Source organism: Nocardia sp. IBHARD005 (genome assembly GCF_052814245.1).
This window is the reverse complement of the sequence record NZ_CP199935.1, coordinates 185,111-210,932: the sequence shown is the minus strand read 5'-3', so window position 1 is coordinate 210,932 and position 25,822 is coordinate 185,111. Positions and strand designations below refer to the sequence as shown.

The 25,822-nt window shown below is 66.9% G+C and carries 23 protein-coding genes; 15 read left to right on the top strand and 8 right to left on the bottom strand.

Going from position 1 to position 25,822, the window contains the following annotated elements:
• Nucleotides 1–83: 83 nt before the first annotated feature.
• Nucleotides 84–1,130 (bottom strand): alpha/beta hydrolase, encoded by a 1,047-nt coding sequence (locus ACTWPB_RS00955; RefSeq protein WP_446223875.1) that lies wholly within the window; start codon nt 1,128–1,130, stop codon nt 84–86.
• Nucleotides 1,131–1,373: 243 nt separating this feature from the next.
• On the opposite strand from ACTWPB_RS00955, the gene rfbA reads away from it, so the two are divergent.
• Both rfbA and ACTWPB_RS00945 read left to right on the top strand, forming a co-directional pair.
• Nucleotides 1,374–2,246 (top strand): glucose-1-phosphate thymidylyltransferase RfbA, encoded by an 873-nt coding sequence (gene rfbA, locus ACTWPB_RS00950; protein WP_446223874.1) that lies wholly within the window; start codon nt 1,374–1,376, stop codon nt 2,244–2,246.
• Between the two features lie 3 nt (nt 2,247–2,249).
• Nucleotides 2,250–2,801: a dTDP-4-dehydrorhamnose 3,5-epimerase family protein gene (locus ACTWPB_RS00945; RefSeq protein WP_446223873.1), complete on the top strand. Its 552-nt coding sequence runs from the start codon at nt 2,250–2,252 to the stop codon at nt 2,799–2,801.
• Between the two features lie 60 nt (nt 2,802–2,861).
• Here the strand turns inward: ACTWPB_RS00945 and ACTWPB_RS00940 are convergent, their stop codons facing one another.
• Nucleotides 2,862–4,340, bottom strand: a complete 1,479-nt coding sequence (locus ACTWPB_RS00940; protein ID WP_446223872.1) for an MFS transporter — start codon at nt 4,338–4,340, stop codon at nt 2,862–2,864.
• Between the two features lie 211 nt (nt 4,341–4,551).
• Here ACTWPB_RS00940 and ACTWPB_RS00935 point away from each other — a divergent pair, with 211 nt between their 5' ends.
• Nucleotides 4,552–4,974 (top strand): MarR family winged helix-turn-helix transcriptional regulator, encoded by a 423-nt coding sequence (locus tag ACTWPB_RS00935; protein ID WP_446223871.1) that lies wholly within the window; start codon nt 4,552–4,554, stop codon nt 4,972–4,974.
• On the opposite strand, the gene ACTWPB_RS00930 is transcribed toward ACTWPB_RS00935, so the two are convergent.
• Nucleotides 4,958–5,803, bottom strand: coding sequence for a helix-turn-helix domain-containing protein (locus ACTWPB_RS00930; protein WP_446223870.1), 846 nt, complete (start codon nt 5,801–5,803; stop codon nt 4,958–4,960). The genes ACTWPB_RS00935 and ACTWPB_RS00930 overlap by 17 nt on opposite strands.
• Nucleotides 5,804–5,927: 124 nt before the next feature.
• Complete coding sequence (locus ACTWPB_RS00925) at nt 5,928–6,512, bottom strand: DUF4282 domain-containing protein (protein ID WP_446223869.1); 585 nt, start codon at nt 6,510–6,512, stop codon at nt 5,928–5,930.
• A 192-nt stretch (nt 6,513–6,704) separates the two neighbouring features.
• On the opposite strand from ACTWPB_RS00925, the gene ACTWPB_RS00920 reads away from it, so the two are divergent.
• The 3 genes from ACTWPB_RS00920 to ACTWPB_RS00910 all read left to right on the top strand — a co-directional run bounded on the left by ACTWPB_RS00920 (nt 6,705) and on the right by ACTWPB_RS00910 (nt 10,276).
• Complete coding sequence (locus tag ACTWPB_RS00920) at nt 6,705–7,199, top strand: hypothetical protein (protein WP_446223868.1); 495 nt, start codon at nt 6,705–6,707, stop codon at nt 7,197–7,199.
• A gap of 107 nt (nt 7,200–7,306) precedes the next feature.
• Nucleotides 7,307–9,481, top strand: a complete 2,175-nt coding sequence (locus ACTWPB_RS00915; RefSeq protein ID WP_446223867.1) for a molybdopterin oxidoreductase family protein — start codon at nt 7,307–7,309, stop codon at nt 9,479–9,481.
• A 168-nt stretch (nt 9,482–9,649) separates the two neighbouring features.
• Entirely contained in the window at nt 9,650–10,276 is a 627-nt protein-coding gene (locus ACTWPB_RS00910) for a pyridoxamine 5'-phosphate oxidase family protein (RefSeq protein ID WP_446223866.1), read from the top strand.
• Between the two features lies 1 nt (nt 10,277).
• On the opposite strand, the gene ACTWPB_RS00905 is transcribed toward ACTWPB_RS00910, so the two are convergent.
• The gene (locus ACTWPB_RS00905; protein ID WP_446223865.1) at nt 10,278–10,733 is read right to left on the bottom strand and encodes a GtrA family protein; all 456 of its coding nucleotides are present in this window, start codon (nt 10,731–10,733) and stop codon (nt 10,278–10,280) included.
• Between the two features lie 69 nt (nt 10,734–10,802).
• Between ACTWPB_RS00905 and ACTWPB_RS00900 the strand changes: the two genes are divergently transcribed.
• The 5 genes from ACTWPB_RS00900 to ACTWPB_RS00880 all read left to right on the top strand — a co-directional run bounded on the left by ACTWPB_RS00900 (nt 10,803) and on the right by ACTWPB_RS00880 (nt 16,006).
• A complete protein-coding gene (locus tag ACTWPB_RS00900; RefSeq protein WP_446223864.1) occupies nt 10,803–12,230 on the top strand; it encodes an FAD-binding protein in 1,428 nt (475 codons plus the stop codon).
• Nucleotides 12,227–13,006 (top strand): decaprenylphospho-beta-D-erythro-pentofuranosid-2-ulose 2-reductase, encoded by a 780-nt coding sequence (locus ACTWPB_RS00895; RefSeq protein ID WP_446223863.1) that lies wholly within the window; start codon nt 12,227–12,229, stop codon nt 13,004–13,006. Before ACTWPB_RS00900 ends, ACTWPB_RS00895 begins: the two co-directional genes overlap by 4 nt.
• Before the next feature lie 133 nt (nt 13,007–13,139).
• The gene (locus ACTWPB_RS00890; protein WP_446223862.1) at nt 13,140–13,382 is read left to right on the top strand and encodes a hypothetical protein; all 243 of its coding nucleotides are present in this window, start codon (nt 13,140–13,142) and stop codon (nt 13,380–13,382) included.
• Nucleotides 13,330–13,812 (top strand): type II toxin-antitoxin system VapC family toxin, encoded by a 483-nt coding sequence (locus ACTWPB_RS00885; protein ID WP_446223861.1) that lies wholly within the window; start codon nt 13,330–13,332, stop codon nt 13,810–13,812. Before ACTWPB_RS00890 ends, ACTWPB_RS00885 begins: the two co-directional genes overlap by 53 nt.
• Before the next feature lie 94 nt (nt 13,813–13,906).
• Entirely contained in the window at nt 13,907–16,006 is a 2,100-nt protein-coding gene (locus ACTWPB_RS00880) for an arabinofuranosyltransferase (protein WP_446223860.1), read from the top strand.
• A gap of 6 nt (nt 16,007–16,012) precedes the next feature.
• Here ACTWPB_RS00880 and ACTWPB_RS00875 read toward each other — a convergent pair whose 3' ends face one another.
• Complete coding sequence (locus tag ACTWPB_RS00875) at nt 16,013–16,447, bottom strand: PIN domain-containing protein (RefSeq protein ID WP_446223859.1); 435 nt, start codon at nt 16,445–16,447, stop codon at nt 16,013–16,015.
• A complete protein-coding gene (locus tag ACTWPB_RS00870) occupies nt 16,444–16,698 on the bottom strand; it encodes an AbrB/MazE/SpoVT family DNA-binding domain-containing protein (protein WP_446223858.1) in 255 nt (84 codons plus the stop codon). The genes ACTWPB_RS00875 and ACTWPB_RS00870 overlap by 4 nt, the downstream gene beginning before the upstream one ends.
• A 324-nt stretch (nt 16,699–17,022) precedes the next feature.
• Between ACTWPB_RS00870 and ACTWPB_RS00865 the strand changes: the two genes are divergently transcribed.
• The 4 genes from ACTWPB_RS00865 (at nt 17,023) to ACTWPB_RS00850 (ending at nt 22,104) form a co-directional block, all read left to right on the top strand.
• Entirely contained in the window at nt 17,023–17,565 is a 543-nt protein-coding gene (locus tag ACTWPB_RS00865; RefSeq protein WP_446223857.1) for a hypothetical protein, read from the top strand.
• Between the two features lie 191 nt (nt 17,566–17,756).
• The gene (locus tag ACTWPB_RS00860) at nt 17,757–18,269 is read left to right on the top strand and encodes a hypothetical protein (protein WP_446223856.1); all 513 of its coding nucleotides are present in this window, start codon (nt 17,757–17,759) and stop codon (nt 18,267–18,269) included.
• A gap of 91 nt (nt 18,270–18,360) precedes the next feature.
• Nucleotides 18,361–21,780: an arabinosyltransferase domain-containing protein gene (locus tag ACTWPB_RS00855; protein ID WP_446223855.1), complete on the top strand. Its 3,420-nt coding sequence runs from the start codon at nt 18,361–18,363 to the stop codon at nt 21,778–21,780.
• A gap of 183 nt (nt 21,781–21,963) precedes the next feature.
• Nucleotides 21,964–22,104, top strand: coding sequence for a hypothetical protein (locus ACTWPB_RS00850; protein ID WP_165610232.1), 141 nt, complete (start codon nt 21,964–21,966; stop codon nt 22,102–22,104).
• Between the two features lie 185 nt (nt 22,105–22,289).
• On the opposite strand, the gene ACTWPB_RS00845 is transcribed toward ACTWPB_RS00850, so the two are convergent.
• Nucleotides 22,290–25,622 carry an arabinosyltransferase domain-containing protein gene (locus ACTWPB_RS00845; RefSeq protein ID WP_446223854.1) on the bottom strand — a complete coding sequence of 1,111 codons (3,333 nt, stop codon included), beginning with the start codon at nt 25,620–25,622 and terminating at the stop codon, nt 22,290–22,292.
• Nucleotides 25,623–25,822 lie beyond the last annotated feature (200 nt).

Genomic DNA, 25,822 nt, shown 5'->3' with positions numbered 1-25,822 from the left:
GGCCTACGACACCGCAGGCCCCCCGGCCCGAGTCGGCTCGTCCGGCCGATCGCGATCAGGACCGTCCGAGCCGGTTCAGTGGCCTATGCCGTACGGGCCCGCTGGGCCGGTTCCACCGCGGCGCGAACGAACTTCGCCACCCGGCCCAACGCCGAACGACTCTCCGGCATGCTCGGCAGGATGCTCATGAACGCGTGCACCTGCCCACGCCACAGCTCCAGGGTGTTGGGCACGCCGGCCGCGGTGAGCCGATGGACCATCAGTTCACAGTCGTAGCGCAGCAGTTCGTCCTCGGCGGCGATGAGCAGGACCGGCGGCAGCCCGGCCAGATCGGCGTTGACCGGCGACAGCGCGGGATCGAGCGGACCTTCGTGCTCGGCGCCGAGCCGCACGACCGCCTCCAGACCCGAGAGCGGGATATAGGCATCCCGGCTGACGTTCACATACCCCTGCTTCGCCCGGTAATCCAGATCGAGCAGCGGACTCAGCCCAACGAGGCCCGCAGGCAGCGGCAGCCCGATATCCCGAGCCCGCAGCGCGGTCGCGAAGGTCAGGAACCCACCGGCCGAATCACCGGCGAACACGATGCGCGACGGATCGGCGCCGTGACGCAGCAGCCAGCGGTAGGCGAGCACACAGTCGTCGATCGAGGTGTCGATCGATTCACCGGGCAGCTGCCGGTATTCGACATTGAGGACAGGCAGCCCGGTGCGCCTGGCCAGCCCGGCCACGACCGCACGGTGCGTCTGCAACCCGCAGACCGCGAATCCGCCGCCGTGCATGTACAGCATCGCGCCGTGGCGCAGCGCGCGCGAGGCGCCCGCGGGCCGCACCATCTCCATCCGGAACCCGCCGAGCTGGATCTGCTCGCGTTCGATGCCGTGCGGTTCGGGCCGCAGCCGCGACAGCAGGTCGACCGCGACGGCGCCGACCGGAATGGTGGCCCGGTTGATGGGCACGGTGCGCAGCAGCGGTCCGATCAGGCCGAGGCAGGCGCCCATCAGGACACGCGAGGAGGTGCTGGTCCGGCCGGAGTTGACGACGATGCTCGGCTCCGGCCCACTCGGGGTGCTGATCGGTGCCACGGGCGCGAGCCCACCCATCACGCCGGTGATCTTCGTGGTTACCATCGCGCACCTACCTCACAGCTGGCGCGTCGACCCCTGACCAGGCGTAAACCCCCGGATCGGATGTCGGCGCTGACATCTAACACAGTGATGTTTCACACATCGACGCTCACATAATCAGATGAACGACATATCTGTCTCAGTTATCGCCCGACACGCCAGGCCACGAAACGTTCGTGACCAATTCGTCGACGTGTCGGAACCTCCCCGTCTCCGCGGCGGACAGGACTGGCAGACTTGCCACCTATGCGCGGAATCATCTTGGCGGGCGGCACCGGCTCACGGTTGCACCCGATCACGCGCGGGGTGAGCAAGCAGCTCGTCCCGGTCTACGACAAACCCATGGTCTACTACCCGCTGTCCACCCTCATGCTGGCAGGGATCGACGACATTCTGGTGATCACCACGCCGGAGGACGCCGACGCGTTTACCCGGTTGCTCGGCGACGGCAGCCAGTTCGGCGTCGCGATCAGCTATGTGGTGCAGCCCGAACCCGACGGCCTCGCGCGCGCCTTCGTACTCGGGGCCGATCACATCGGCACCGAACCGGCCGCGCTGGTCCTCGGCGACAATATCTTCCACGGCCCCGGTCTCGGCGCCAGCCTGGAACGCTTCCACGACATCGACGGCGGCGCGGTGTTCGCCTACTGGGTGAAGGACCCGACCGCCTACGGCGTGGTGGAGTTCGATCAGGGCCGCGCGGTCTCCATCGAGGAGAAGCCGAAGGTCCCGCGCTCGAACTACGCCATCCCCGGCCTCTACTTCTATGACAACGACGTGGTCGAGATCGCCCGCGAGCTGAAGCCCTCGGCACGCGGGGAGTACGAGATCACCGATATCAACCGCGCCTACCTCGAGCAGGACCGGCTCAGCGTCGACGTCCTGGCCCGCGGCACCGCCTGGCTCGACACCGGCACCTTCGATTCCCTGCTCGATGCCGCCAATTACGTGCGCACCATCGAGGAACGTCAGGGCCTCAAGATCGGCGTGCCAGAGGAAGTGGCGTGGCGGCGCGGGCTGATCTCCGACGAACAGCTGTGCAAGCTCGCCGAACCGATGGTGCGCTCGGGCTACGGCCGCTACCTGCTCGACCTGATCGACCGCGGAAAAGACTGGTAACGCATGGAGTTTCGTGAACTGTCGATCCCCGGCGCCTGGGTGGTGACGCCGCGCCTGCTCGGCGACGACCGCGGCATGTTCTGTGAGTCGTTCAAGGCCTCGGAGTTCGAGAAGGCCACCGGGCGCCCGTTCGAGTTGCACCAGGTGAACACCTCGGTCTCCGCGGCCGGGGTACTGCGCGGGATCCACTACACCGACGACCCGCCCGGTCAGGCCAAGTATGTGACCTGTGTGCGCGGTGCGTTCCTTGACGTGGTGGTCGACCTACGGCCGGGCTCGCCCACCTTCGGCCGGTGGGACAGCGTGCTGCTCGATGACGTGTCGCGCCGCTCGGTGTTCCTGTCCGAGGGCCTCGGCCACGCCATCCTCTCGCTGGAGAACCGCTCGACGGTGACCTACCTGTGCTCGCTCGAGTACTCCCCCGAATTCGACAGGGACATGGACGCCTTCGACCCGCGCCTCGGTATCGCATGGCCGACCGAGGGCCGCGACGGTCGCCCGCTGACCTACGTTCGCTCGGCGAAAGACGAAGCAGCCCCGAAGTTCTCCGCCTGATTCACGTGAAACGCGCAACGGCACCACCTGTGCGAGGTGGTGCCGTTGCGCGTTATCCGATCAGGCGACCGGTTCGAGAACCTTCGCCTCGACGACCGGTGCGTCCTGGGCATGCTTGCGGAACCGGGGCAGGAACACCGTCAGCGCGACCAGTGCGCCGACGATGGTGACGCCCGCCGCGAACTCGAGGCCAGGCCGGTAGGTGTCGAGCATCTGCTGCGGGGTGGCGCCCCCACCGTGCCCACCGGAGGTGACGATGGCGGTGGTCACCGCGAGCACGATGGCCGCGCCGACCTGCATCGAGGTTTGCAGCACGCCTGCCGCCAGACCCTGCTCGTCGTCGTCGATACCGCTGGTTGCCTGCACATTGATGGCCGGGAACCCGACCCAGCCGATGCCGATCAGCAGGATGGCGGGCAGCAGCATGGTGAGGTAGCCGGGCGCGGTGTCGAGCCGCAGGAACAGCAGGTAGCCGATGGCCATCACGCTCAGGGTGACCGCGATGACCGGCCCGGTGCCGAAACGGTCGATCAGCTTCTCCGAGAAGAACGCGGACCCGACGACCATGATGCCGACCGGCAGCAGCGCCATCGCCAGCTTCAGCGCCGACCATTCCAGGGTGTCCTGCAGGTACAGGGTCACGATGAACTGCCAGGAGAAGTACGAACCGGCGACCGCGATGATGGCCAGGCTGGCTCGCACCAGCGAGGCCTTGCGCAGAATGCCGAGGCGGACCAGCGGGTGCTTCACGCGCTGCTCGGTGACGACGAACGCGGCGAAAAGGGCGATCACGGCGACGAACGAACCGATGGTGCGAGCCGAGGCCCAACCGACTTCCGGCGCGGTGACCACGGTGTAGACCAGCAGCAACATGCCCGCCGTCGACAAGAGCGCGCCGAGTAGATCGTGTCCGCCCTCTTCGGCCTTACCGTCCTTCGGCACCAGCGCGAACGCGGCGATCAGTGCGGCGACGGCGATCGGGACGGGCAGCAGGAAGGTCCAGCGCCAGCCGACGCCGGTCATCAGGCCACCGAACAGCAGGCCCATAGAGTAGCCGCCCGCGCCGAAGACGGTGTAGATCGACAGCGCCTTGTTGCGCGCTTTTCCTTCGGCGAAGGTGGTGGTGATGATCGACAGTCCGGTCGGCGCGGTGAACGCGGCGGCCAGGCCCTTGATGAAACGGGTGACGATCAGGAGGGCGGGATCGCTCACCAAGCCGCCGACGAGTGACGCGACGGCGAACACCGCGAGTGCGATGAGGAAGACCTTGCGGCGGCCGAGCAGGTCGGCGGTGCGTCCGCCGAGCAGCAGCAGGCCGCCGTAACCGAGGATGTAGCCGCTGACGAGCCACTGCAGGGTGGAGGTGGACAGATCGAGTTCGGCGCCGATGGACGGCAGCGCGACGCCGATCATCGAAACGTCGAGGCCGTCGAGGAAAAGGACGATGCACAGAGTGATCAGCATGCCCCAGAGCCGGAGGTGCCATCTGGTGGGATCGGTCGCCTGATCTGCGGCCGAGAGCGTTGCTGGCGAAGTCATGCGGAGGACATTACATGCGCACGCATTAATTGCCAAAACATAAAATGCCGTTGCATGAACATGTGCGGACCACTAAGATGGGCCCATGTCGAACCCAGCCCCCACAGCAGCTGGACGCAGCGAAGCACGCCCCGAGCTTGTCTCGCCCATGTCGAACCCAGCCCCCACAGCAGCTGGACGCAGCGAAGCACGCCCCGAGCTTGTCTCGCCCATGTCGAACCCAGCCCCCACAGCAGCTGGACGCAGCGAAGCGCCCACCGAGCTGGTCGGTCAGTGGCGTGAACTACTCGGCAGGCATGCCGCTGTGAGTTGCGCGCTGGAGAAGGCGCTGCAACGGGACCACGAGATCGGCCTCAGCGAATTCGAGACGCTGGACCGACTGGTCGACGCGGCGTGTCAGAAGTACCGCATGACAGAGCTCGCCCAGGACATCTACCTGAGCCAGAGCGCGCTGTCGCGCGCTGTGGCCCGGCTGGAACGCGACGGCCTTGTGGAACGCAGCATGTGCGATCTCGACCGTCGCGCCATCTTCGTCAGACTCACCGACAAGGGCAGGGAGGTCTACGACCGAGCCCTGCCCACCCACCGTTCGGTGCTCGCCGGTTCGTGGGACAGCCCTACAGCGTGCCCGTAGCCGCTGCGCTGATATCGGCGAAAGCACCGCGGTAGCGGTCGAATTCGCCCGGTTTGTCCAGATAGGTGCTGCCCGCGAGGGTTTCCACGTAGACCACCGGCGGCTCCGGCCGATCCACCGAATCGTCGACCCCGAAATCCAGGATCACGAACCGGCCCGATTCGAGACCGGCGTGATAGCCGCAATCACCGGGAACCACCTGGATGCGCACCGTGTCACGCTCGGCCAGCTCCCGTAATCGCGCGAGCTGGCCCGCGCGCACGCGGTCGTCACCGATGGAGCGGGTGAGCACCGACTCGGCCAGCACCACGTCCAGCCGCAACGGGGCATCGGCCCTGCTGATCAGGGCCTGCCTGGCAGCCAATACCCGCAGCCTGCGCTCCAGCGCTGCCTCGGTGAGCTCGGGAATCGTCTGCTCGAGCAGCGCCTTCGCGTAGTCCTCGGTCTGCAACAGTGCCGGGACCAGGCTGTCCTCGTAGAGCGAGAGCCCCGACGCGGCTTCCTCGAGGCCGATGTAGACCTCGAATCCCTCCGCGATCACGTCGCCGTAGCTCGTCCACCAACCCCTGGCTTTGGTTTCGCGAGCCAAGGCGGCCAGCGGTTCGACCAGATCGGCCGGCGCGCCGTACACCTTGCACATGGCCTCGACGTCGAGGCTGCGCAACGACGTCTGCCCCGTTTCGATCCGCCAGATCTTCGCTTCCGACCACTCCAGTTGCGCCGCCGCGGTTCTCGTTGTCATCCGCGCCCGATTGCGCAGGTCACGTAAGTGCCTGCCCAACTGCCTGCGCGGCATGGTGGAACCCGTGACGCCCTGCGGTGAAGCCATACTTCCCCCCTGTATCCGAACTCCGGTCTCCGGACAGAACTTTCGGAGACCGCCCTACGCAGCCGACATCTCGTCGGGATCTGCGTACGGATTGTTTCACAATGAATCGGACGCTGCGCAAGACCTATTTTTTCTTGCGGAACCGCCAGAACTGCACCGCTCGAACGTCTTCGGAGAGCTGACTCACCGGCTCGGCGACATCGGACAGCGCCTGGAACAGGCCGTCGGCCAGGTCACTGATGTGTTCGACGCGACCTGCCAGCCGGGCGGCGTTGTCGGCGAATTCGAGCATCAGGCGGACAGCGGCGGCGATGGTGAGCCCCAGCGGGACGGCCACCAACGCGGCGAGCACGCCGAGAACAGCGGAGACCTTCCACATCAGCATCGTGAACGCGACCGGCAGGCCGATGCCGAAGGAAACGACGCTCAAGACGTAGGCCAGCGGCAGCAATGTCCTGGTCGCGGGCCTGCGGAACTGCACATCGAGCAGGGAACGGGCCGCCTCGGCGGCCCACTGTTTGGCCGAACCCGTACTGCGGAACGGCTCTTCGAACCCCGCGTCGCGCGCCAAGTCCGCCGGGTAGGAGTCGTCGCCGACTCGACCCGACCGCTTGCCGCCAGCCGCTTTCCAAGAGAGCCAACGGGATTCGGCGTCGAATTCCTCGGCATCCTCGTCGTTCGACTCGGGAGTGCCCGGCGCTTCGGTCATGCTCCGAATCCTGCCCTCTTTCTGCCCCTACGCCAACCTGGGCGGCACCCTACCTGTGATAGCGAAGGCGGTCGGACTGAGACGAAGCAGACACTCACGAATATTTTTCGGTAACGGCGTAACGACTCGACTACCCCGCACCGATACGCCCATGAACGCAGGAACAGAGCTCTTCGGGGAATGGAGAACACAGTGCGCACGACGTTTCCGACCACCACAACGGCCGCCGACAAAGGTGCCGCCGCGCAGGAGTACGCCGCGCGTGGATGGACGGTTGCCGAAACAACCAACGGCCTGTGCTTGATCACCGATGACGACGTCTCGGCCATCGAGATCGCCGGCGAGATGGCTGGTACGGTCCGTCGCTTCCTGCGCGCCAACAACCTGTCCGGCCCCGTGATCGAGATCCCGGGCGCGCAGCGTCGCGAAATCCACCTGGTCACCGGCGTCCGCAAGGCCGCCATGGCGATCGAGGCCATGCGCGAGGCAGGCGTGATCGTGTACACCGACGGTGCCAGCATCCCGCTGCCGCCGACCCAGCTGGCCGCTGGCTGCGCCTCCTGGGGCGTCGCGCCCACCGAGGCTCGCTGGATCCCGCCGGTCGTCGCCCTCGGTGCGGCCGTGCGCTCGGCGATGGCACGCAAGCAGAAGACCGGCAAGCGCCCCGCGCTGACCCTGGCCAGCTGACCTGAACCAGCCGACACCCGCGACCCGCGACGCCTCCCCGACGTCGCAGCTCGCGGGTTTTCGGCGTTTCCGGCCATCGCCCGCCCGCGTGGGCGTAAGCATGAGTCATGGCTCCACGTTCGCTGTCGCATCGGTCCGCTGTGCGGACCTGCCCGCTGTGTGAGGCCGTCTGCGGTCTCACGATCACCCTCGACGACGCCGACCGGGTGCTGTCGGTGCGCGGTGATCGCGACGACCCGTTCAGCAAGGGCTTCCTGTGCCCGAAGGGCGCCAGTTTCGGCAAGCTCGACGACGATCCCGACCTCGTCACCGCCCCACTGATCCGCGAGGGTGACGGGTTCCGCGCCGCGGGCTGGGACGAGGCGTTCGACCTGATCGCGGCCGCGTTCGCCGAGATCCCCCGCGGCTCGGCAGCCGTGTACCTGGGCAATCCGAACGCGCACACCGTCGCGGGCGCGCTCTATCTGCCCGTCCTGATCCGCGCGCTGAGCACCCGCCACCTCTACACCGCAAGCTCCGCCGATCAGATGCCCAAGCAGGTCGCGGCCGGGCTCATGTTCGGCGACCCGCTGACGGTCCCGGTCCCCGATCTCGACCGCACCGATTACCTGCTGATGCTCGGCGCCAATCCGCTCGAATCCAACGGGTCGCTGTGCACCGCGCCCGACTTCCCCGGCCGATTGAAGGCTCTGCGGGCTCGCGGGGGCAAGCTGGTTGTGGTCGATCCGCGCGAAACCAGAACCGCGGCGCTGGCCGACCAGCACCTGTTCATCCGGCCGGGCGCCGACGCCTATCTGCTGTTCGGGGTGGTGCACACACTGTTCGACGAAGGTCTGACGGACGTACGCGTCGACGTCGCCGGGCTCGACGAGCTGCGCGCGGCCGCCCTCGACTTCCCACCCGTTGCGGTGGCCGAGCGCACCGGCATTGCGGCCGACACCATCCGCACACTGGCCCGCGAACTCGCCGCCGCGCCCACATCGGCCGTCTACGCGCGGATCGGCACCTGCACCGCCGAGTTCGGCACGCTCACCCAGTGGCTGGTCGACGCCGTCAACACCCTCACCGGCAACCTCGACTCCCCCGGCGGCGCCATGTTCGCCGACGCGGCGGCGGGCGGGGTGCAGCGCAGCAAGCCCTTCCGGCTCGGCCGCTGGACCAGCCGGGTGCGAGAACTGCCCGAGTCCATGGGCGAGCTGCCCGTCGCCACTCTCGCCGACGAGATCGAAACCCCCGGTGCGGGGCAGATCAAGGCGCTGGTGACGGTGGCGGGCAACCCCGTGCTTTCCGCGCCGAGCGGTGCGCGACTGGACAAGGGCCTGGCTGGGCTGGAGTTCATGGTCAGCGTGGACAGGTACGTCAACGAGACGACCAGACACGCGAACGTGATCCTGCCGCCGCCGCGCTCGGTGCAGTCACCGCACTTCGATTTCGCGCTGCTGCAGTTCGCGGTGCGCAACTACGCGCGCTACTCGCCGCCGCTGGTCCCGCTGGGCGAGCGGCCATCGGAATCGGCCGTGGTTGCCCGCCTCGCGGCCGCGGTGAGTGGTCAGCCCCATGCCGGGACGGGCGCGGCGAGCCCGATCGCGATGGTCGACGAACTCGTCATCGCCGCCACCCTGCACAAGGCCGACATGAGCGACCGGCGCGAGGAGCTGACCGGGGCGGACACCACCGAACAGCGCCTCGACCTGATGCTCAAACTGGGCCCGTACGGTGCGTGGAACGGCGGCGAACTGAGCCTGAAAACCCTCATGGACAACCCGCACGGCATCGACCTCGGTCCGCTGCGACCCCGGCTGCCCGGTGTCTTGCGCACCGCGTCGAAGCGGGTGGAGCTGGCACCGCCGCAACTACTGGCCGACGTCACGCGCCTGCGCGCCGGACTGGCGAGCGCCGCACCCGCGATGGTGCTGATCGGACGACGGCAGCTGCGCTCCAACAACAGCTGGATGCACAACATCGCCGGCCTTGTCGGCGGCTCCAACCGCTGCACCCTGCAGGTCCATCCCGACGACGCGACCCGCCTCGGCCTCGGCGAACAGGCCGAGATCACCTCGGCGGCAGGCTCGTTGACGGTGCCGGTGGAGCTGACGCCGACGATCATGCCCGGCGTGGTGAGCCTGCCGCACGGCTGGGGCCACGGCGCGAGCACCACCCAGTCGGTCGCGCTGGCGCATGCCGGGGTGAATGCCAATGTGCTGACCGATGATTCGGTGGTCGACAAGGTCAGCGGCACCGCCGTGTTCAACGGTGTACCGGTGACGGTAGGACCGGCCTGATCGGTCCTGACCTGGAAACCGTTGCGCAAACTCGGCTTTCGTCCCATTCGCAACAATGGACACGCCCCGCTGCCAGTGAGAGTCCCCTAGACTGAGTGAGATTGCGGTCACAGCGGGGGTTTCGTCTAGAAGCCCGCATCAACCGGTACGGCTAGCAGAGGGGGCCCGATGCCCGAAAATTTCGTCGGCAGCGACGGAGAACACGAGCTACAGGACACGTTGGGCACCTCGGACAGGGCCGAGCGCTTCTACGACGACCAGGTGATCGACTATCTGAACCCCACGATGGTCGATTTCGTCGCCCGCATGGACATGGCCTTCATCGCCACCTCCGATTCACACGGCGAATGTGACTCGAGCTTCCGGGCCGGAACCCCCGGATTTCTGCACGTGATCGACGATCGCACGATTGCGTACCCCGAGTATCGGGGTAACGGGGTGATGGCCAGCCTGGGCAATATCCTCGAGAACCCGCACGTCGGGATCCTGATGATCGACTTCGTTCGCGACCTCATCGGCCTGCACATCAACGGGAGAGCCCGCATGGTCGCCGACGGCGAGCTGCGCGACACCGTCACCGACCTGCCATCGGCCGAGCGGGGTAAATCCTCGCAGGCATGGGTGGTCGTCGATGTCGAAGAGGCCTATATCCACTGCCGCAAACACATTCCGCAGATGGTGCCGGTCGCACGGGATCAGCGCGAATGGGGCACCGACAACGTGCGCGCCAAGGGTGGCGACTACTTCGGGGTGAAGGCGGGCAAGCGTGCCCCGGCCATCGCCGAGGCCAGCTGACTTATTTGATCTTGAAGATCACTACTCGTTGCACGATGAAGTTGATGACGGTTGCGGTGCCCTGTGCGATCACGAAAGCCAGGGGCTGCCGCCACCACTCCTCGGGCAGCGAGAAGAAGAGCGCCTGATTGATCCCCCACTGCACCGCGAACGTCACCGCGTAGAGCGCGACCACCGCGAAGAACCTGGCCCTGCTCGGCGCCGCCTTGAACGTCCAGCGCCGGTTGATCAGGTACGCCGTCGTCGTGCCCGCGACGAAACTGATCGCCTTCGCCAGGCCGACCGGCCACCCGAGCAGATTCAGCAACAGGCTGTAGATGCCGTAGTCGACAACAGCCGACAAACCACCGGTCAGCGTGAACCGCACGATCTGCGTCTTGAGGTCTACATCGGTCCCGCCGGGCTCGTCGACCAGGGGAATTTCGGCGGGCAGCGGCAGATGCGGTTGGGCTTGCACGTGAGAAGCGTACGAGACCGGCGCACTGTCCTGCCACGTATACCCGCCATGCATGTAGCCTCTTAGCCGATGTCTGAGAACATTTCGACCACCAACGATGACGCGTTCGCGCTCCCTACGCGCACCCGCAAGCTCACCGGTTGGGGTCGCACCGCACCCACCTCCGCCGAAGTGCTCTCGACCAGCGATCCAGAACTGATCGCCAAGGCCGTGAGCATGGTCGCGCAGGACAACGACTCCAAGCCGGCGCATCTGCGACGCGGCGTGATCGCGCGTGGCCTCGGCCGCTCGTACGGCGATCACGCCCAGAACGCGGGCGGGCTCGTCATCGATATGCCCGCGCTCCACCGCATCCACCGCATCGACCGCGATTCGCGCCTGGTCGAGGTGGACGGCGGGGTGAGCCTGGACCAGCTGATGAAGGCCGCGCTGCCGTTCGGCCTGTGGGTTCCCGTGCTACCCGGTACTCGCCAGGTGACCATCGGCGGCGCCATCGCCTCCGATATCCACGGCAAGAACCACCACAGCGAAGGCAGCTTCGGCAACCACGTCCGCTCGATCGACCTGCTCACCGCCGACGGTGCGGTGCGCACGATCTCGCCGAGCTCCGACGCCGAGCTGTTCTGGGCGACTGTCGGCGGCAACGGCCTGACCGGCATCATCCTGCGCGCCACGATCGAGATGGCGCCGACGGAGACCGCGTACTTCCTCAACGACGGTGTGAAAACCTCGACGCTGGACGAGACCATCGCGGTCCACAGCGACGGCAGCGAGGCGAACTACACCTACTCGAGCGCGTGGTTCGACGTGATGAACCCGCTGCCCAAGCTGGGTCGCTCCTGCCTGACTCGCGGCCGCCTGGCCACGGTCGACGAGCTGCCGAAGAAGCTGCAGAAGAATCCGCTGAAGTTCGACGCGCCGCAGCTGCTGACGGTGCCGAACATCTTCCCCAGCTGGTCGGCCAACCGGCTCTCGCTCGGCGCGGTCGGCGAGGCGTACTACGCCATGGGCGGCACCTACACCGGCAAGATCCAGAATCTGACGCAGTTCTACCACCCGCTCGACATGATCTCCGAGTGGAACCGGGCCTACGGACCCGCCGGTTTCCTGCAGTACCAGTTCGTGGTGCCGACCGAGGCCGTCGAAGAGTTCAAGCGGATCATCATCGACATCCAGGCGTCCGGGCACATCTCGGCGCTCAACGTGTTCAAGCTGTTCGGTGAGGGCAACGCGGCACCGCTGAGCTTCCCGATGCCCGGCTGGAACATCTGCGTCGACTTCCCGATCCGGCGCGGGCTCAACGAGCTGGTCACCGATCTGGACCGGCGTGTGATGGAGTTCGGCGGCCGGCTCTACACCGCGAAGGACTCGCGCACCTCCGCCGAGGCGTTCCACAAGATGTACCCGCGGATCGACGAGTGGATCAAGGTCCGCCGCAGCGTCGACCCGAATGGCGTGTTCATGTCCGATATGGCCAGGAGGCTGGAGCTCCAGTGATCAACGCAGTTGGCAACCCGCAGACCATCCTGCTCTTCGGTGGCACCTCCGAGATCGGTCTCGCGATCTGCGCCGAGTACCTGCGCAAGAGCCCGGCCCGGATCATCCTGGCGAACCTGCCCGGCGATCCGCTGCTCGAGAACGCCGTCACCACGCTGAAGGCCGCCGGTGCGACCCAGGTCGACGTCATCGACTTCGACGCGCTCGACACCGATGCGCACCCGAAGGTCGTCGATGCGGCGTTCGCCGCCGGTGACGTGGATGTCGCGATCGTGGCGTTCGGTGTGCTCGGCGACGCCGAGGAGCTGTGGCAGAACCAGCGCAAGGCGGTGATGACCGTCGGCATCAACTACACCGCCGGTGTGTCGGTCGGCGTGCTGGTGGGCGACAAGTTCAAGGCACAGGGCCACGGCCGGATCATCGTGATGTCCTCGGTGGCCGGTGAGCGCGTTCGCCGCTCCAACTTCGTCTACGGCTCGACCAAGGCCGGCCTTGACGGCTTCTACCTCGGTCTCGGCGAAGCGCTGCGCCCGTTCGGCCCGCGCGTCACCGTCATCCGCCCGATGCAGGTGCGCACCTCGGCGACCAAGGCCCACTGGGCAGCCACCGGCGCCAAGGAAGCCCCGCTCACCGTCGACCCGGAAGACGTCGCCAAGCTCGCGGTCAACGCCTCGGAGAAGGGCACCGAGATCGTCTGGGCCCCCGGCGAGGCCCGCTTCCTGATGTCGGCCCTGCGCCACGTGCCGCGCCCGATCTTCCGCAAGCTCCCGATCTGATCGTTTGCTGCTCGCGACTGCCGCTTCGTCCTCGCGCGAAGCGGCAGTTTTCGTTCCGATCTCGCCGCCGCAGATCAACGCGCGAACCCCTACAAGCCCGGGCGACTTCGACGGCTGACGGTACCCTGAGTACATGACTGCAGCATTCGATGACATGCCCCTGCAGGATCTCGTCCGCTATCTGACCGAGGCAGAGCAACGGGAACTGCGGCCGGTGGTGCTGCGACTGGTGACCAACCATGAATCCTCGGAAGTAGCCGCTGAACGGACATTTCCCCGGCGACACTTGTCCTTCGCCGGGTCCATCGAAGCCGAGCCCGACTTTGCCTCGACATCGCAGGAGGTTCTCCGTCGCGAGCTCGGCGGAGAAGGGTGATCATCTGCGATACCGGTCCTCTTTGGCAGTCGCCAACAAACGTGACATCGATTATCAGACCTGCCTCGAAGTATTGATCTCCGAACCGGGGCCACTAATCGTTCCAGCGATGATCGTGACCGAGGTGTGCTACATGCTCGGCAGGGTCGATCCGGAGTCGGAGGCAAATTTCCTTCGCTCGATCGCGATCGGCGAACTCCGAGTTGAAGCACACACTCTCGACGACTACCGCCGAATAGCCGACCTGGTGATCCAGTATCGCGGCTTTCCGCTCGGTGCCGCTGACGCATCCGTCGTCGCTGTCGCCGAGCGACTCAAGGTCACAAGGATCGCGACGTTGGACCATCGGCACTTCCGTCAGGTGGTGCCCAGCCATTGCAGCGCCTTTGAACTGGTTCCGGCGGAGTCCCAGCTGGCGCGCACCCGCTGACTGGGTCCGCGGTTCGGCTGTTATCAGCCGGGGTGGGCTCCACTAGGCTGACGGCCGACCGTGGAGCACAGTGGAGCCGGAGGATTGCGCGCCGATGACGACCAATGACGAGGTGCGGGCGGGGCGCAGGATCTGGACCGGGGTCGGCGAAGGGGCTGCCGCCGCGGGGGTGGCGCTGGTGGTGGCCGTGGTCGGGCTGTTCGCGTTTTCGGCGGTGCAGTGGCCTGCGTTCAACTCCTCCAATGTGACTCGCGCGTTGACCACGGTGGGGCAGGTTGTTTCTGTTGCGCTGCTGGTGGTCTCGGTGCTGTTGATCCGGCTGCGGAAGTGGCCGGTGGTGGCGAAACTGCTTTCCTGGGTGGGGATTTCGAGTTTTGTGACGGTCACGCTCGGGATGCCACTAGCAGCGACGAAGCTGTATCTGTTCGGTGTTTCGGTGGATCAGGAATTCCGGACCGAGTATCTGACCCGGCTCACCGACAGTGCCGCGCTGCGCGATATGACCTATGTGGATCTGCCGCCGTTCTATCCGGCCGGGTGGTTCTGGATCGGCGGGCGCGTGGGGAACGTGCTCGGGATGGACGGCTGGGAAGTGTTCAAGCCGTACGCGATCGGGCTACTCGCCATTGCCGCGGCGGTGGCGCTGGTGTTGTGGATGCAGTTGGTGCGGGCCGATATGGCGGTGGGCGCGGCCGCCGCGGTGACGGCGATGACAGTGGCCTATGCCTCGCCCGAGGCGTATGGCGCGGTGCTTGTGCTGTTCATTCCGCCGGTCCTGGTGTTGGCGTGGGGTGCGTTGCATCGCCGTTCTGGCGGATGGGGCGCGGTACTCGGGACCGGGGTGTTCCTCGGGGTGGCCGCGTGTTTCTACACGCTGTACCTGGCGATCGCGGCGTTCACCGTGGTGATCATGGCGGTGGTGTCGGCCGCGCTGGCGGTCCACTCGCAGCGGGCGGCTGGGCGGCGGGCAAGCCGGGTGGGCAGCGCGCGGGCTGGTTCAGCGGCAATCGCGCCCCCGACGCCTGACGCCGGTGCGCCCGTCGCTGCCTCGGCCCCGGCCGGAGCTACCTCGGCCCCGGCCGAAGCTACCTCGGCCCCGGCCGAAGCTACCTCGATGAGCGCGCCACCTGCCTGGCGTGCCGCGATCGCGCCGCTGACCAGGCTGGCGGCAATCGGCGGCATCGCCATCGTGCTCGCCCTTGTCGTGTGGGCGCCCTATCTGCTGAAGATGCTGTCGGGCGCGAAGATGCCGTCCGGCAACGCATTCCACTATCTGCCCGAATCCGGCGCCCAGCTCGCGTTCCCGATGCTCGAGTTCTCCCTGCGCGGGGCTTTCTGCATGCTCGGTGTGTTGTGGCTGGTGATTCGGGCCGGATCATCCAGGCGCGCACAGGCACTGGGCATCGGCGTCGTATCGATCTACCTGTGGACGCTGCTCTCGATGGCGGCGACCGCGGCAGGCACGACCCTGCTGTCCTTCCGGCTCGAGCCGGTCCTGCTCGCATTGCTCGCGGCCGCAGGCGTTTTCGGCTTCGTCGAAGGCGCGAGGGCCGTCTACCAGGCGTTGAACGAGCCCGCCCCCCTGCGAACCGCAGCGGCAGCGATCGCTGTCCTCGGCGCTCTCGCCTTCGCCCAGATGATCCCCACCGTCCTCACTCACGAAATCGACACCGCTTACACCGACACCGTGCCCACCGACGTACCGAACGCCGACGGCACCTTCGGGGAACGCGCCGACAAACGCAAGCCCTCCGCGGTCGCGTACTACCACGCGGTCGATGAGGCCCTGCTGGCCCAAACCGGCCGCCCCCGAGACGAATCCGTCGTCCTCACCGCCGACACCACCTTCCTGGCCTTCTACCCCTACTGGGGCTTCCAGGCCCTCACCTCCCACTACGCGAACCCCCTCGCCGACTTCAAGGCCCGCGCAGCGACCATCGCCGACTGGAGCAAGCTCCCCAACTCCACCGCCCTGGTCGAAGCCCTCTCGAAGTCCCCCTGGCGCGCCCCCGACGCCTTCCTCTTCCGCAACGACGGCGACAACTACACCCTCCGCCTAGCCGAAGACGTCTACCCCAACGACCCGAACGTCAAGCGCTACACGGTCTCTTTCCCCAAATCCCTCTTCACCGACCCCGCCTTCACCCCCACCGAAATCGGCCCCTTCACCCTGATCACCGTGCGCCGCGGATAGCGGCTATCACGAATCATCCTCGGTGGCCAAGGGAAAAGCCCCGTCTTCTCCTGGCTCGATACGTCGTGCTGTCCCCACCTTGCTGATTCCCTTGTCGAACGACCCGATTGATGAATCGGGATCAGCCTCAGCGAGAGCGACAAGGTAAGCATCGGCGAACGACAGCCGATGATGCTCGTACACTTCGACAGCCCTGATCAGTACGGCAGGGTCGTCGGTAGAGATATTGCGGGAGCCGATGATTGCCCGCGTCAATGCGGCCACCTCGGGTCTTGGCACCCGGTAGACGCTCTGCAGCACGTATACCGTTTCCGCCACGATCAAGTCCGGCAGGTAAAACTCCTCGGATCGCCCGAGAATGGCGGTCGCACGCCTTCCCATCTCGGGCGGATCCTGCGTGAAATGCCGGACCAGGATGTTGGTATCCAAGTAGACAGTCACCCCTCCTGATCCTCCCGCCACTGCTGCGTCCAGGCGGTTTCCTGGATTTCTTCCCAGGAGCGACCTCGAACCTGCGGCGGGACCGGCACACTACCGGCGAGGTCGAGCAGGTCGGGTGTTTTGGCGAGCACGACAACGTTGCCCTCCACCCGGAAATGAACGTTGTCGCCTGTATGTAACTCCAACGCCTCGCGTACCGCCTTGGGGACTGTGAGCTGCCCCTTGGATGTCATCCGAGCCAGCGCGTCCATGTCGATCTCCTTACCTAGGTGACAAAGTAAGGATAGCGCGGTCAAGCCATGGTGTTGATGTCCAGTTGCTATCCGTGAACTGTGCCGCCACGCGCGTATCCGCTTGGATGCGCGCTGCTGGGCAAGACGATGGGGATCGTGTCCGATCCGTGCCGGAACCCGGTGTTCATCCCGCTCGACGGCACTACACTGACGGGTGCGGCACGGTCGCCGCCGGCGGATCACACAACCCCCCCCCCCCCCCCCCCCCCCCCCCGGCGGCTGGCGTTGGAATCAGATCCTGCACGTCACGGGTCCCGGCGACCCGCTACCGGAGGAGGACGTATGTCCGATCCGTTGCACACGAGGGTGTGCCTCACCGGCCTGAACTGCACCTGCCCGAGCATCAGCGTTTTCCTGGTACCCGAGCCGCTGGTACTTGGCGGGCAGATGATGCACCTGCTCGAACAGGCGCCGGTCGCCGGGCGAATACCCCAACCCACCCGCGACACCGAGCTGATCGACCTGATCCAGGCCGTGCGCACCCCGCTGGACACGCGTGGGCTCGCGCGCGCCCAGCAGATCGCGTTCTCCGGGCCGCGCCACGATCCGCCGGTCGCGCGGGAGGTGCTGCACGACCATCTCATCGAAGAACCGGCGCCGTGGGGGCTCGACGTGGACGATCCGGCCGAACTGATCCGGCTGGCGATGCTGCCCGAGCGCCGGATCGGGGTGCGCCGGATCGACGATTTCCAGGCGCACGCGATCCGTCAGGCGATGGAGGCCGTCTACCGGCATTTCGAGATCGACCAGCGCATACCGTTGATTTATCACGGCTTCGCCGACCCACGCGACGGCTGGTTCGCGCTGCGCGCATCGGCGGCGTAACTGACACGTGTGTCGATCGACACCCGGTAGCCACTGGTGTGCGGGACAGCGATAGACCACAATATGTCCGGTCAGTGTCAACAAACCGCGCGGTCGGTGTCGCGGGGCGAGAACGCTGCGAAATGTTGGAAGCTCGGCCGACCGAAATCAGGTTTGGTAGCGCTGATCGGTACGGATGCAGAGGTATAGCTATGACGCTCAGCCGACCGGAGCGGATCGACCTTCTCTTGACCCGCCCGCAACGCCAGGGTCGTGACCCGGAGCCGCGCGAGCAGCTCGGATCGCTCGGCGAGATAGAGCGGGTGGTCATCGACGCCACCATCGCCCTGCTCGCGCCGGGCCAGAAATTCGCACTCCTGTGGTCACTGCAGGTCGGCGAGCAGACCGTCGCCGGAGTGCAGATCAAAGAGCGCGACGGAACGGTCACCAACCTGATGCCGCCCACCGAGGTGCTCGAATACCTCGCCGATCACAAGCGCATGTCCTACAACCCGGACACCGGCGCCTGGCTCAGCGCCGAGATCTTCATCGCGGGCCCCACCCGGTACAAGACCAACTACTCCACCGTCGCCATCGCGGACTGGATGCCGGAGGTCTCGGCCGACGACCTCGCCGCCGAATTCGCCGCCTTCCCTCGCCCCGACGCCGAGATCCCCGACTGGGCCAGATCCCAGCTCGACTGGGCCGCCCGCCGCACAGGGTGAGGCGTGCGCCGCTGAGGAACGCCTGTCGCGGCTGCGCCCATTAGGAGCGGCGCCAACCGGCGCACAGGTTCGATGGTTAGCATCAGTCCCCGTGCGACCGGACCGATCTGAACGAGCGTTCTCCCGATACCGCCTGATCGCCCTTGTCTGTGGGCTGCTCGGGTTCGTGCTTGCCCTGCTCGCACCGCTGTTGCCGGTGCGCCAGGACCGCGCGAGCCTGGACTGGCCGCAAACGGGCGCGACCAGCGTCGAGGCACCGCTGGTGTCGTATGTGCCGCAGCGTCTCGATGCGCAGCTGCCGTGCACGATGCTGAGTGGGCTGCCCGGTCCCGGCGCGGAGAACCCGACCACGACCACCCTGTTGACGACGATTCCGACCGCCTCCGGCAAAGCCGACCGCGGGCTGAGCGTCACCGTGCGCGACGGCGTGGTCGGTGTGCAGGCGCGCGATGTGCCGATGCTGTCGGCGCCGATCGCGGAGATCGGCGAGTGTGAGCGGATCAGCGTCGTCTCGACCATCGAGGCGACGACCGTCGAGTTCGTCGGGGCGGCGCGCCAGGACGGCACCCCGTTCCGCAACACCGTCACCGTCGACAAGCGCCCACAGATCGTCGGCGTCTACACCGACCTCGACGCGGCGGTACTCACCGGCGCCCGGCTGCACGCCGATATCGACTCCCGCTTCACCTCGACGCCGACGACGCTGAAACTGGCGGCGATGATCGGCGCCGCGGTCTTCACCCTCCTCGCGCTGATCGCGCTGCACCTGCTCGACACCGCCGACGGCCGCCGTGCCCGCCGCTTCCTGCCCCGGCACTGGTGGCGGATCACCCCGACCGACGTGGTGGTGGTCGTAACGCTGCTCGGCTGGCATGTGATCGGCGCCAACACCTCCGACGACGGCTACATCCTCACTATGGCGCGCGCGTCGGGCCCGTCGGGCTACATGGCCAATTACTACCGCTGGTTCGGCGTGCCGGAGGCACCGTTCGGCTGGTCCTACGAACTGCTCGCCTGGATGACGAAGGTCTCCGACGCCAGCCCGTGGATGCGCCTGCCCGCGCTTGCCGCCGGACTGGTCTGCTGGGCGGTGATCAGCCGGGAAGTGCTGCCCCGCTTGGGTGCTCGCGTGCGCCGCGACAAGGTGGCGCTGTGGACAGCCGGCCTGGTGTTCCTGGCCTTCTGGCTCCCCTACGACAACGGCCTTCGCCCCGAACCGCTGATCGCGGCAGGTGCCCTGCTCACCTGGTGCCTCATCGAACGCGCCATCGCCACCGCACGACTGCTGCCCGCCGCCTTGGCGATCCTGGTCGCCGCGTTCTCGCTGGCGGCGGGCCCGACCGGCCTGATCTGTATCGCCGCCCTGATCGCGGGCACCCGGCCGGTCATGCAGATCATCATCAAACGCGCGCAAGGTCTGCGACCGCGCCGGATCGCCGCCGACAGTGAGTTCGACGCCGCAGACGACCAGCCGTCGACCGACGCGACCAGCGCCGGCAGTGCCGCGAAGACGGACGACGCGGCTGACTCGAGCAGCTCGGCAAGCCCCGGCAAGGCGACAGGCTCAGCGAATCGGCTCTCGCTGGGCACCAAGATCTTCCGTTACGCCGCATTGCTTGCCCCCGGTGTCGCGGCGGGCACGCTGGTGCTCATCATCGTGTTCGCCGATCAGACGCTGGCCACCGTCATGGAAGCCACCCGAGTCCGCACGCTCGTCGGCCCGAACGTCGCCTGGTTCGACGAACGCACCCGCTGGGACTCCCTGTTCATGCTCTCCCCCGACGGCTCACTGGCCCGCCGGTTCGGCGTCCTGGTGATGCTGCTGTGCCTGCTCGTCTGCATCCTGCAGGTCTTGCGCAAGGGCCGCATCCCCGGCACCGCACGCGGGCCATCGGTGCGCATCCTCGGCATCGTCTTCGCCGCACTGCTGCTGATGATGTGGACGCCGACCAAGTGGACCCATCACTTCGGTGTCTACGCGGGCCTGGCGGGTTCGCTGGCGGCCTTGGCCGCGGTGGCGGTCGGCACCAACGGAATTCGCGCTCCACGCAATCGCTCGCTGTTCGCGGCGGCTGTCCTGTTCCTGCTCGCGATGACCTTCACCGGCTCCAACGGCTGGTGGTACGTGTCCAGCTACGGCGTGCCGTTCTGGGACAAGGCGCCGATGGTGGCCGGCAAGGGCGTATCGACGGTGTTCCTCGGACTGAGCATCCTCGCCCTGCTCGTCGCGCTGTATTTCCACCTGCGCGCCCCCTACCGAACCCCCTCCGACACAGGACGTTTCGACCGCTTCGCGACCATGCCGCTGACCATCGCGGCGGCACTGCTGGTCCTGTTCGAGGTGGCCTCGATGGCCAAGGGTGCCATCACCCAGTACCCCGCCTACTCCATCGCGAAGTCGAATATCAATGCGCTGCAAGGCAATACGTGCGGCCTCGCCAATGACGTGCTGGTGGAATCGAATACGGCCGATTCGCTGCTCACCCCCTACACTGGCGACCCCGCCGACGGACTGAACGCCGAATCCACCGGCTTCACTGCGGACGGCGTAGCCGACGACCTCACCGCCGATGCCGACGAAACCGTGCTCGGCGGCGCCAACTCGGTCGACACCGATTCCGCCAACAAGACCACCAAGACCACCGGTGCTGGCACCGGCGGTGGCACCAGCGCCGAACCCGGAATCAACGGCAGCACCGTCGCCCTCCCGTTCGGCCTCGACCCCGCCCGCACCCCGGTCCTCGGCTCCTTCCAGGACGGCGTGCAGCAGCAGGCGAAGCTGACCTCGCAGTGGTACCGCGTCGACCTCAGCGACAGCGTGCGCGACGATCCCGCCTATCAGGCCCTCGTGGTCACCGCGGCCGGGCGGATCCGCTACGTCGACACCGACGGCGTCGTGCACTACGGCCAGGATCTGCGCCTGGAATACGGCACCCGCGCCGCCGACGGCTCCGTCGCGATGACCGGTTCGGTCGCGCCGATGGATATCGGGCCCGCCCCGTCGTGGCGCAACCTGCGCGTGCCGATCGATCAGCTGCCCGTCGGTGTGAACGCGGTGCGCCTGGTCGCCACCGACAACGACATCACCGGTAAGCAGTGGCTCGCGGTCACCCCGCCGCGCCTGCCGAAACTGTCCACCCTGGACTCGGTGGTCGGCCGGACCGATCCGGTGCTGCTGGACTGGCACGTCGGCCTCGCGTTCCCCTGCCAGCGCCCGCTCGAGCACCACGACGGCGTCGCCGAGGCTCCGCGGTGGCGCATCCTGCCCGACCGGGTCGGTTCGGACGCGTCCAACGCCTGGCAGGACGACATCGGCGGCGGCCCGCTCGGGTGGACAAATCTGCTTCTGAAGGCCGAGACTGTGCCCACCTATCTCGACCATGATCTCGGCCGCGACTGGGGCTCGCTGGAGCGGTTCACGCCGTATCAGCCCGCTGCGCCCGCCGAGATCGAGGTGACGGTGATCGATCAGTCGGGTCGAGCGAAGGAACCGGCAATTCGGGCACAGTGACGTGCGTTACAGACACTGGCAGCGCAAGGGCAGTGACCAGGCACTGGTGCATGTCACATACGAAACACTCAGTGCCCGTTAGGGTTTCGATAAGGTGAAGCACCTGTAAATGACAGCGTAAAGGTCCTGTGCCTGCACGTTTGAGCACGTACGCTGGTGGGTATGACAGGAGCCTTCGATGACATGGATCTACGAGATCTCGTCGAGTTGCTCAGCAACGACGAGAAACAAGAACTACGACCGGCCGTCATGCGGGTACTGGAAAGACTGCCTTCACAAGAGGTATTACGCCGCGACCTGAACCGTCGCATGCTCAACGTCTGACCCCTGTCCCCCATACGACCGAAAAGGCGCGGACCACGTTACGTGATCCGCGCCTTTATTTTTGGCGGCTGGCGCCGCGGATTCTCGGCCCTGAGGCCTCGATCTTCCCTCCCTACGGGTACTCCTTCGTCGCACCCTTCGGTCAGTCCAGATCGAGGCGGCCGAGAACTTCAAGACTTCCGTGGCTAGAAGACCCGCAGTGGTCCGGGGCTCCACAGGCCGTTGCGCGGTGTGGTGCCGGTCACGAGCTCGGCGGGCGTGGCCTGCGCGTACTGGTCGTAGCGTTCCAGCGAGCCCCAGTCGCGGGCCCAGTCGTCCTTCAGGTAGGTCGGGATGGTGACGCGGGCAGCCAGCATCTGCGACATGCCGAGCGGACCACCGAACTCCTGCGCCTGCCAGGTGTCGGTCGACGAGATCGCCAGCGGACGGTCCGGCAGGATCCGGTAGTTCGGCACTTCGGCCACGCCGTTGCGGTGCGCGAACGGACGCTGGCACGGGAACTGCAGGCCGACGGCCCAGTCCAGCAGCACCGGCTGGTCGCGGCCGATGAACGTGTCGAGGCTCTGCAACTCGGGCACCCGCGGTGGGGTGAACGCCAGCCACTGATCGCCGATCAGGATCGGATCGTTGACCACCACGCGCACCGCGTTCACCTCGTTCGGGAGGTCGGCCAGCGGCACGCGCAGGTTGCGCCACGACGGCGCGGGGCCGATATCGCGCGGCTGGTAGGCGCCGAGCGTGGTGACGCTGCCATCCGGGTTACGGGTGCCGTATTCGACGAACAGCGCCTGGCCGTACTTGTCGGAACCGGAGTCGTCCTTGGAGGCGATGCGACCGGCCGCGCTGATCACGACCAGCGGCGAGTCGTCCGAGCGGGCGGGCAGACCGTACCAGGCCGATTCCAGGTGGGCGGGCTGCTGCACGCCCTCCTGGTAGGAGCCGAGAATCGGGGTCTGAGCCGGATCGAGGCCGAACGGCAGCGCCACGGTCGAGCCGTTCACGCCGCGTGCGCCCTCACCACCGCCGGTGCCCGCGCTCTCGCCTTCGGCGAAGGCCGCGCCGACCGACTGGTTGCTGGTGTTGCCGGTGCCCGGCTTCACCTCGACCGCGTCGGCCGACAGGTCGCCCGGCACGCCGTTGGGGGTGAACCCGACCGAGCCGGTGCCCGCCAGGGGGTCGTTGGGGTCGGTGAACGGACGGGCCGGGTCGACGATCGGGTCGAGCCTGCCACCGTTCGGGTCGGATTCGACCAGCACGTCGTTGGCCAGGCCACACGAGTTGTCGCTCAGCGCGTCGATATTGGAGCGGCCGAGCGAGTAGCCGGGGTACTGCTGGGTCGCGCCCTTGACCAGCGATGCCACCTCGAACAGCACCATCAGCCCGACCACAATGGTCAGCGGGATGGCAGCGAACTTGCGAATCCTGTTGCCGCGCTTCGTTTTCGCCGACGGCACCGGCTTCACATAGTCCTCGCGCAGCGCGTACCAGCCGACCAGCGCCAAGGCCAGGCCGAACAGGACGAGCATGACTGTGTTCGAGTGGATGCCGCGCAGCGAGATGGTCTTGTCGAACCACGGCACGCCGTAGCTGGACACGTACCAGTAGCCGTTGATGCCGGAGAACGACAGCGCGAGCACGAACAGCAAGCCGGCCAGGAAGATCGCCCGGTTCTTGCGTGAACGCAGCGCGCTCTGCGACACCGCCACCGCGGTCACCGCCGCGAGCCCACCCGCGATGCCCGCGTAGGCACCGAAGTGGTGGGTCCACTTGGTGGGGTTGAACATCATGAAGAAGATCGTGCCGAAGACGATCCCCATCAGCCGCCAGGTCGGACCCGACGCGATTCCCGGCACCTGACGGCGGCGCAGCAGCACCAGCAGCGTCGTGAACAGGCACAGCAGCATCACCAGGAACGCGAAACGGCGAGCCAGCGAGCCGTCGACGGTCTCGACGAACATGTAGTAGTAGCGCAGGTAGTCCTCGTACCAGGCCAGGTTCGGGCCGGTGGCCTGACGGACCCGGTTGGCTTCCTGGATGCCGGCGAAGGTCTGGTCGCCGTAGACGACCGTGAGCACGAGCAAGCCCGCCGACGCGATCGGAGCCAGCAGCGGGAGCGTGCCGAACTCGCGATGACGGCGCACGATGATCCGCACCAGCGGCCGGATACCGGCCAGCAGCGCGGCCACACACATCAAGCCGGTGGGCGCGGCGGCGAGGGTGAAGGCCGCGATCAGCACCGCGATGCCCGCGGGCAGCAGGCGGCCGGTGGCGATGGCACGTTCGATGGAAACCCAGGTGAGCAGCGCGCCGAGGGCGACGATCGGCTCCGAGCGCAGGCCGTTGTCGAACGGCAGCCAGAACGCCAGGAACACCAGGCCACCGGTCCACAGCGCCACCTGAGAGCGCTTCACGGCATTGCCGAGGCGCGGCACCACCTCGCGGCTGATCACCATCCAGCACAGGATCGCGCAGATCAGCGCGGGCACGCGCACCCACGGGCTGGCCGTGGAGATCTCCGCGAACACCTGGATGACGTAGTAGTACCAGCCGAACGGGGCCTCGGGGACGCCGTACCAGCGGAAGTAGTTGGCTGTATAGCCCGCGTCGGGGGCCACGCGCACCATCGACAGGATATAGCCGTCGTCGGAGGTATTGGCGCCGACGAAATGCCAGACCAGCAGCGTGCCGACCACCGCACCGTCGGCCCAGGTCGGCTTGAGCCAGTTGCGCGGCAGGAATCGGCGGTGCCCGCGCCCGTCACTGCCGTCGAGACGGCCGAGCGCGGCGAGCGCCAGCAGCGTGCACAGCACGGCCGCGATGATCGCGACCAGCTTGATCAGCGACGGGCTCGACGAGAAACGGGTGTCGATCGTCGAGGTCAGCGAAAGGCCCTGCGGCACCTCACCCTTCAGATCGGTGAACACGCCAACGATCTGCGGCCGCAGGTCACCGGCGAGCTGCCCCTGCACGGGCACCTGCACGGTTTCCACCGCACCCGGCTGACCGGCGATCGGCCGCTCGACCTGCTTGGTCAGCCCCGCGAACTCCGCGGTCGTGCGGTTCTGATCGGAACTGATGACGATCGCCGAACACCCGTCCATCGCCGACCGGTCCGCCGAGGCGACCACCGCGTTGCGATCCACCACATCGACCGAGGTGCCGGAAACGCGCACGAACAGCGCCTCCAAGGCCGCGCGATCGCCCTGCGGGGGCGCGGTCGCCAGCAACATGCCGCCCTGCTCGGGCAGCGACGACACGGCACTACACGGAATCGACACATTCAGATCGATCGGCACCTGCGACATCAGTGGTGCAGCCACATTCGCGAGCGAGCCGTTCTGCGGCCAGTTCAGCTGCGCGGTCGTCTGCGTGACCGGCAAAAACGGCGTGGCCACCGCGAACAGGGCACCGAGAATCCCGGCGACCATCGCGATCCATCGCGCGATCCGGAAGTCCTTCGCAGTGGCCACCGGTTCGGCAGGAGGCTTGGTGAGAACAGCTGTTGCGGCGTCTGGCACGGTTCGACATGCTATCTGCCCCCAGGTACTCGCGAGGGGTTGCACGCCGAGCCGGGAATTTTCCTGGTGTGACTATGCACCACTGGTGTATAGTCACACCACATGGTCAGCAGGGGGCGGCACCCGAAAAAGGCGATCAACACGGCTCTCTCAGCGCTCGACCTCGAGCATTTCGAGGTCGAAGAAATACACCGTGGACA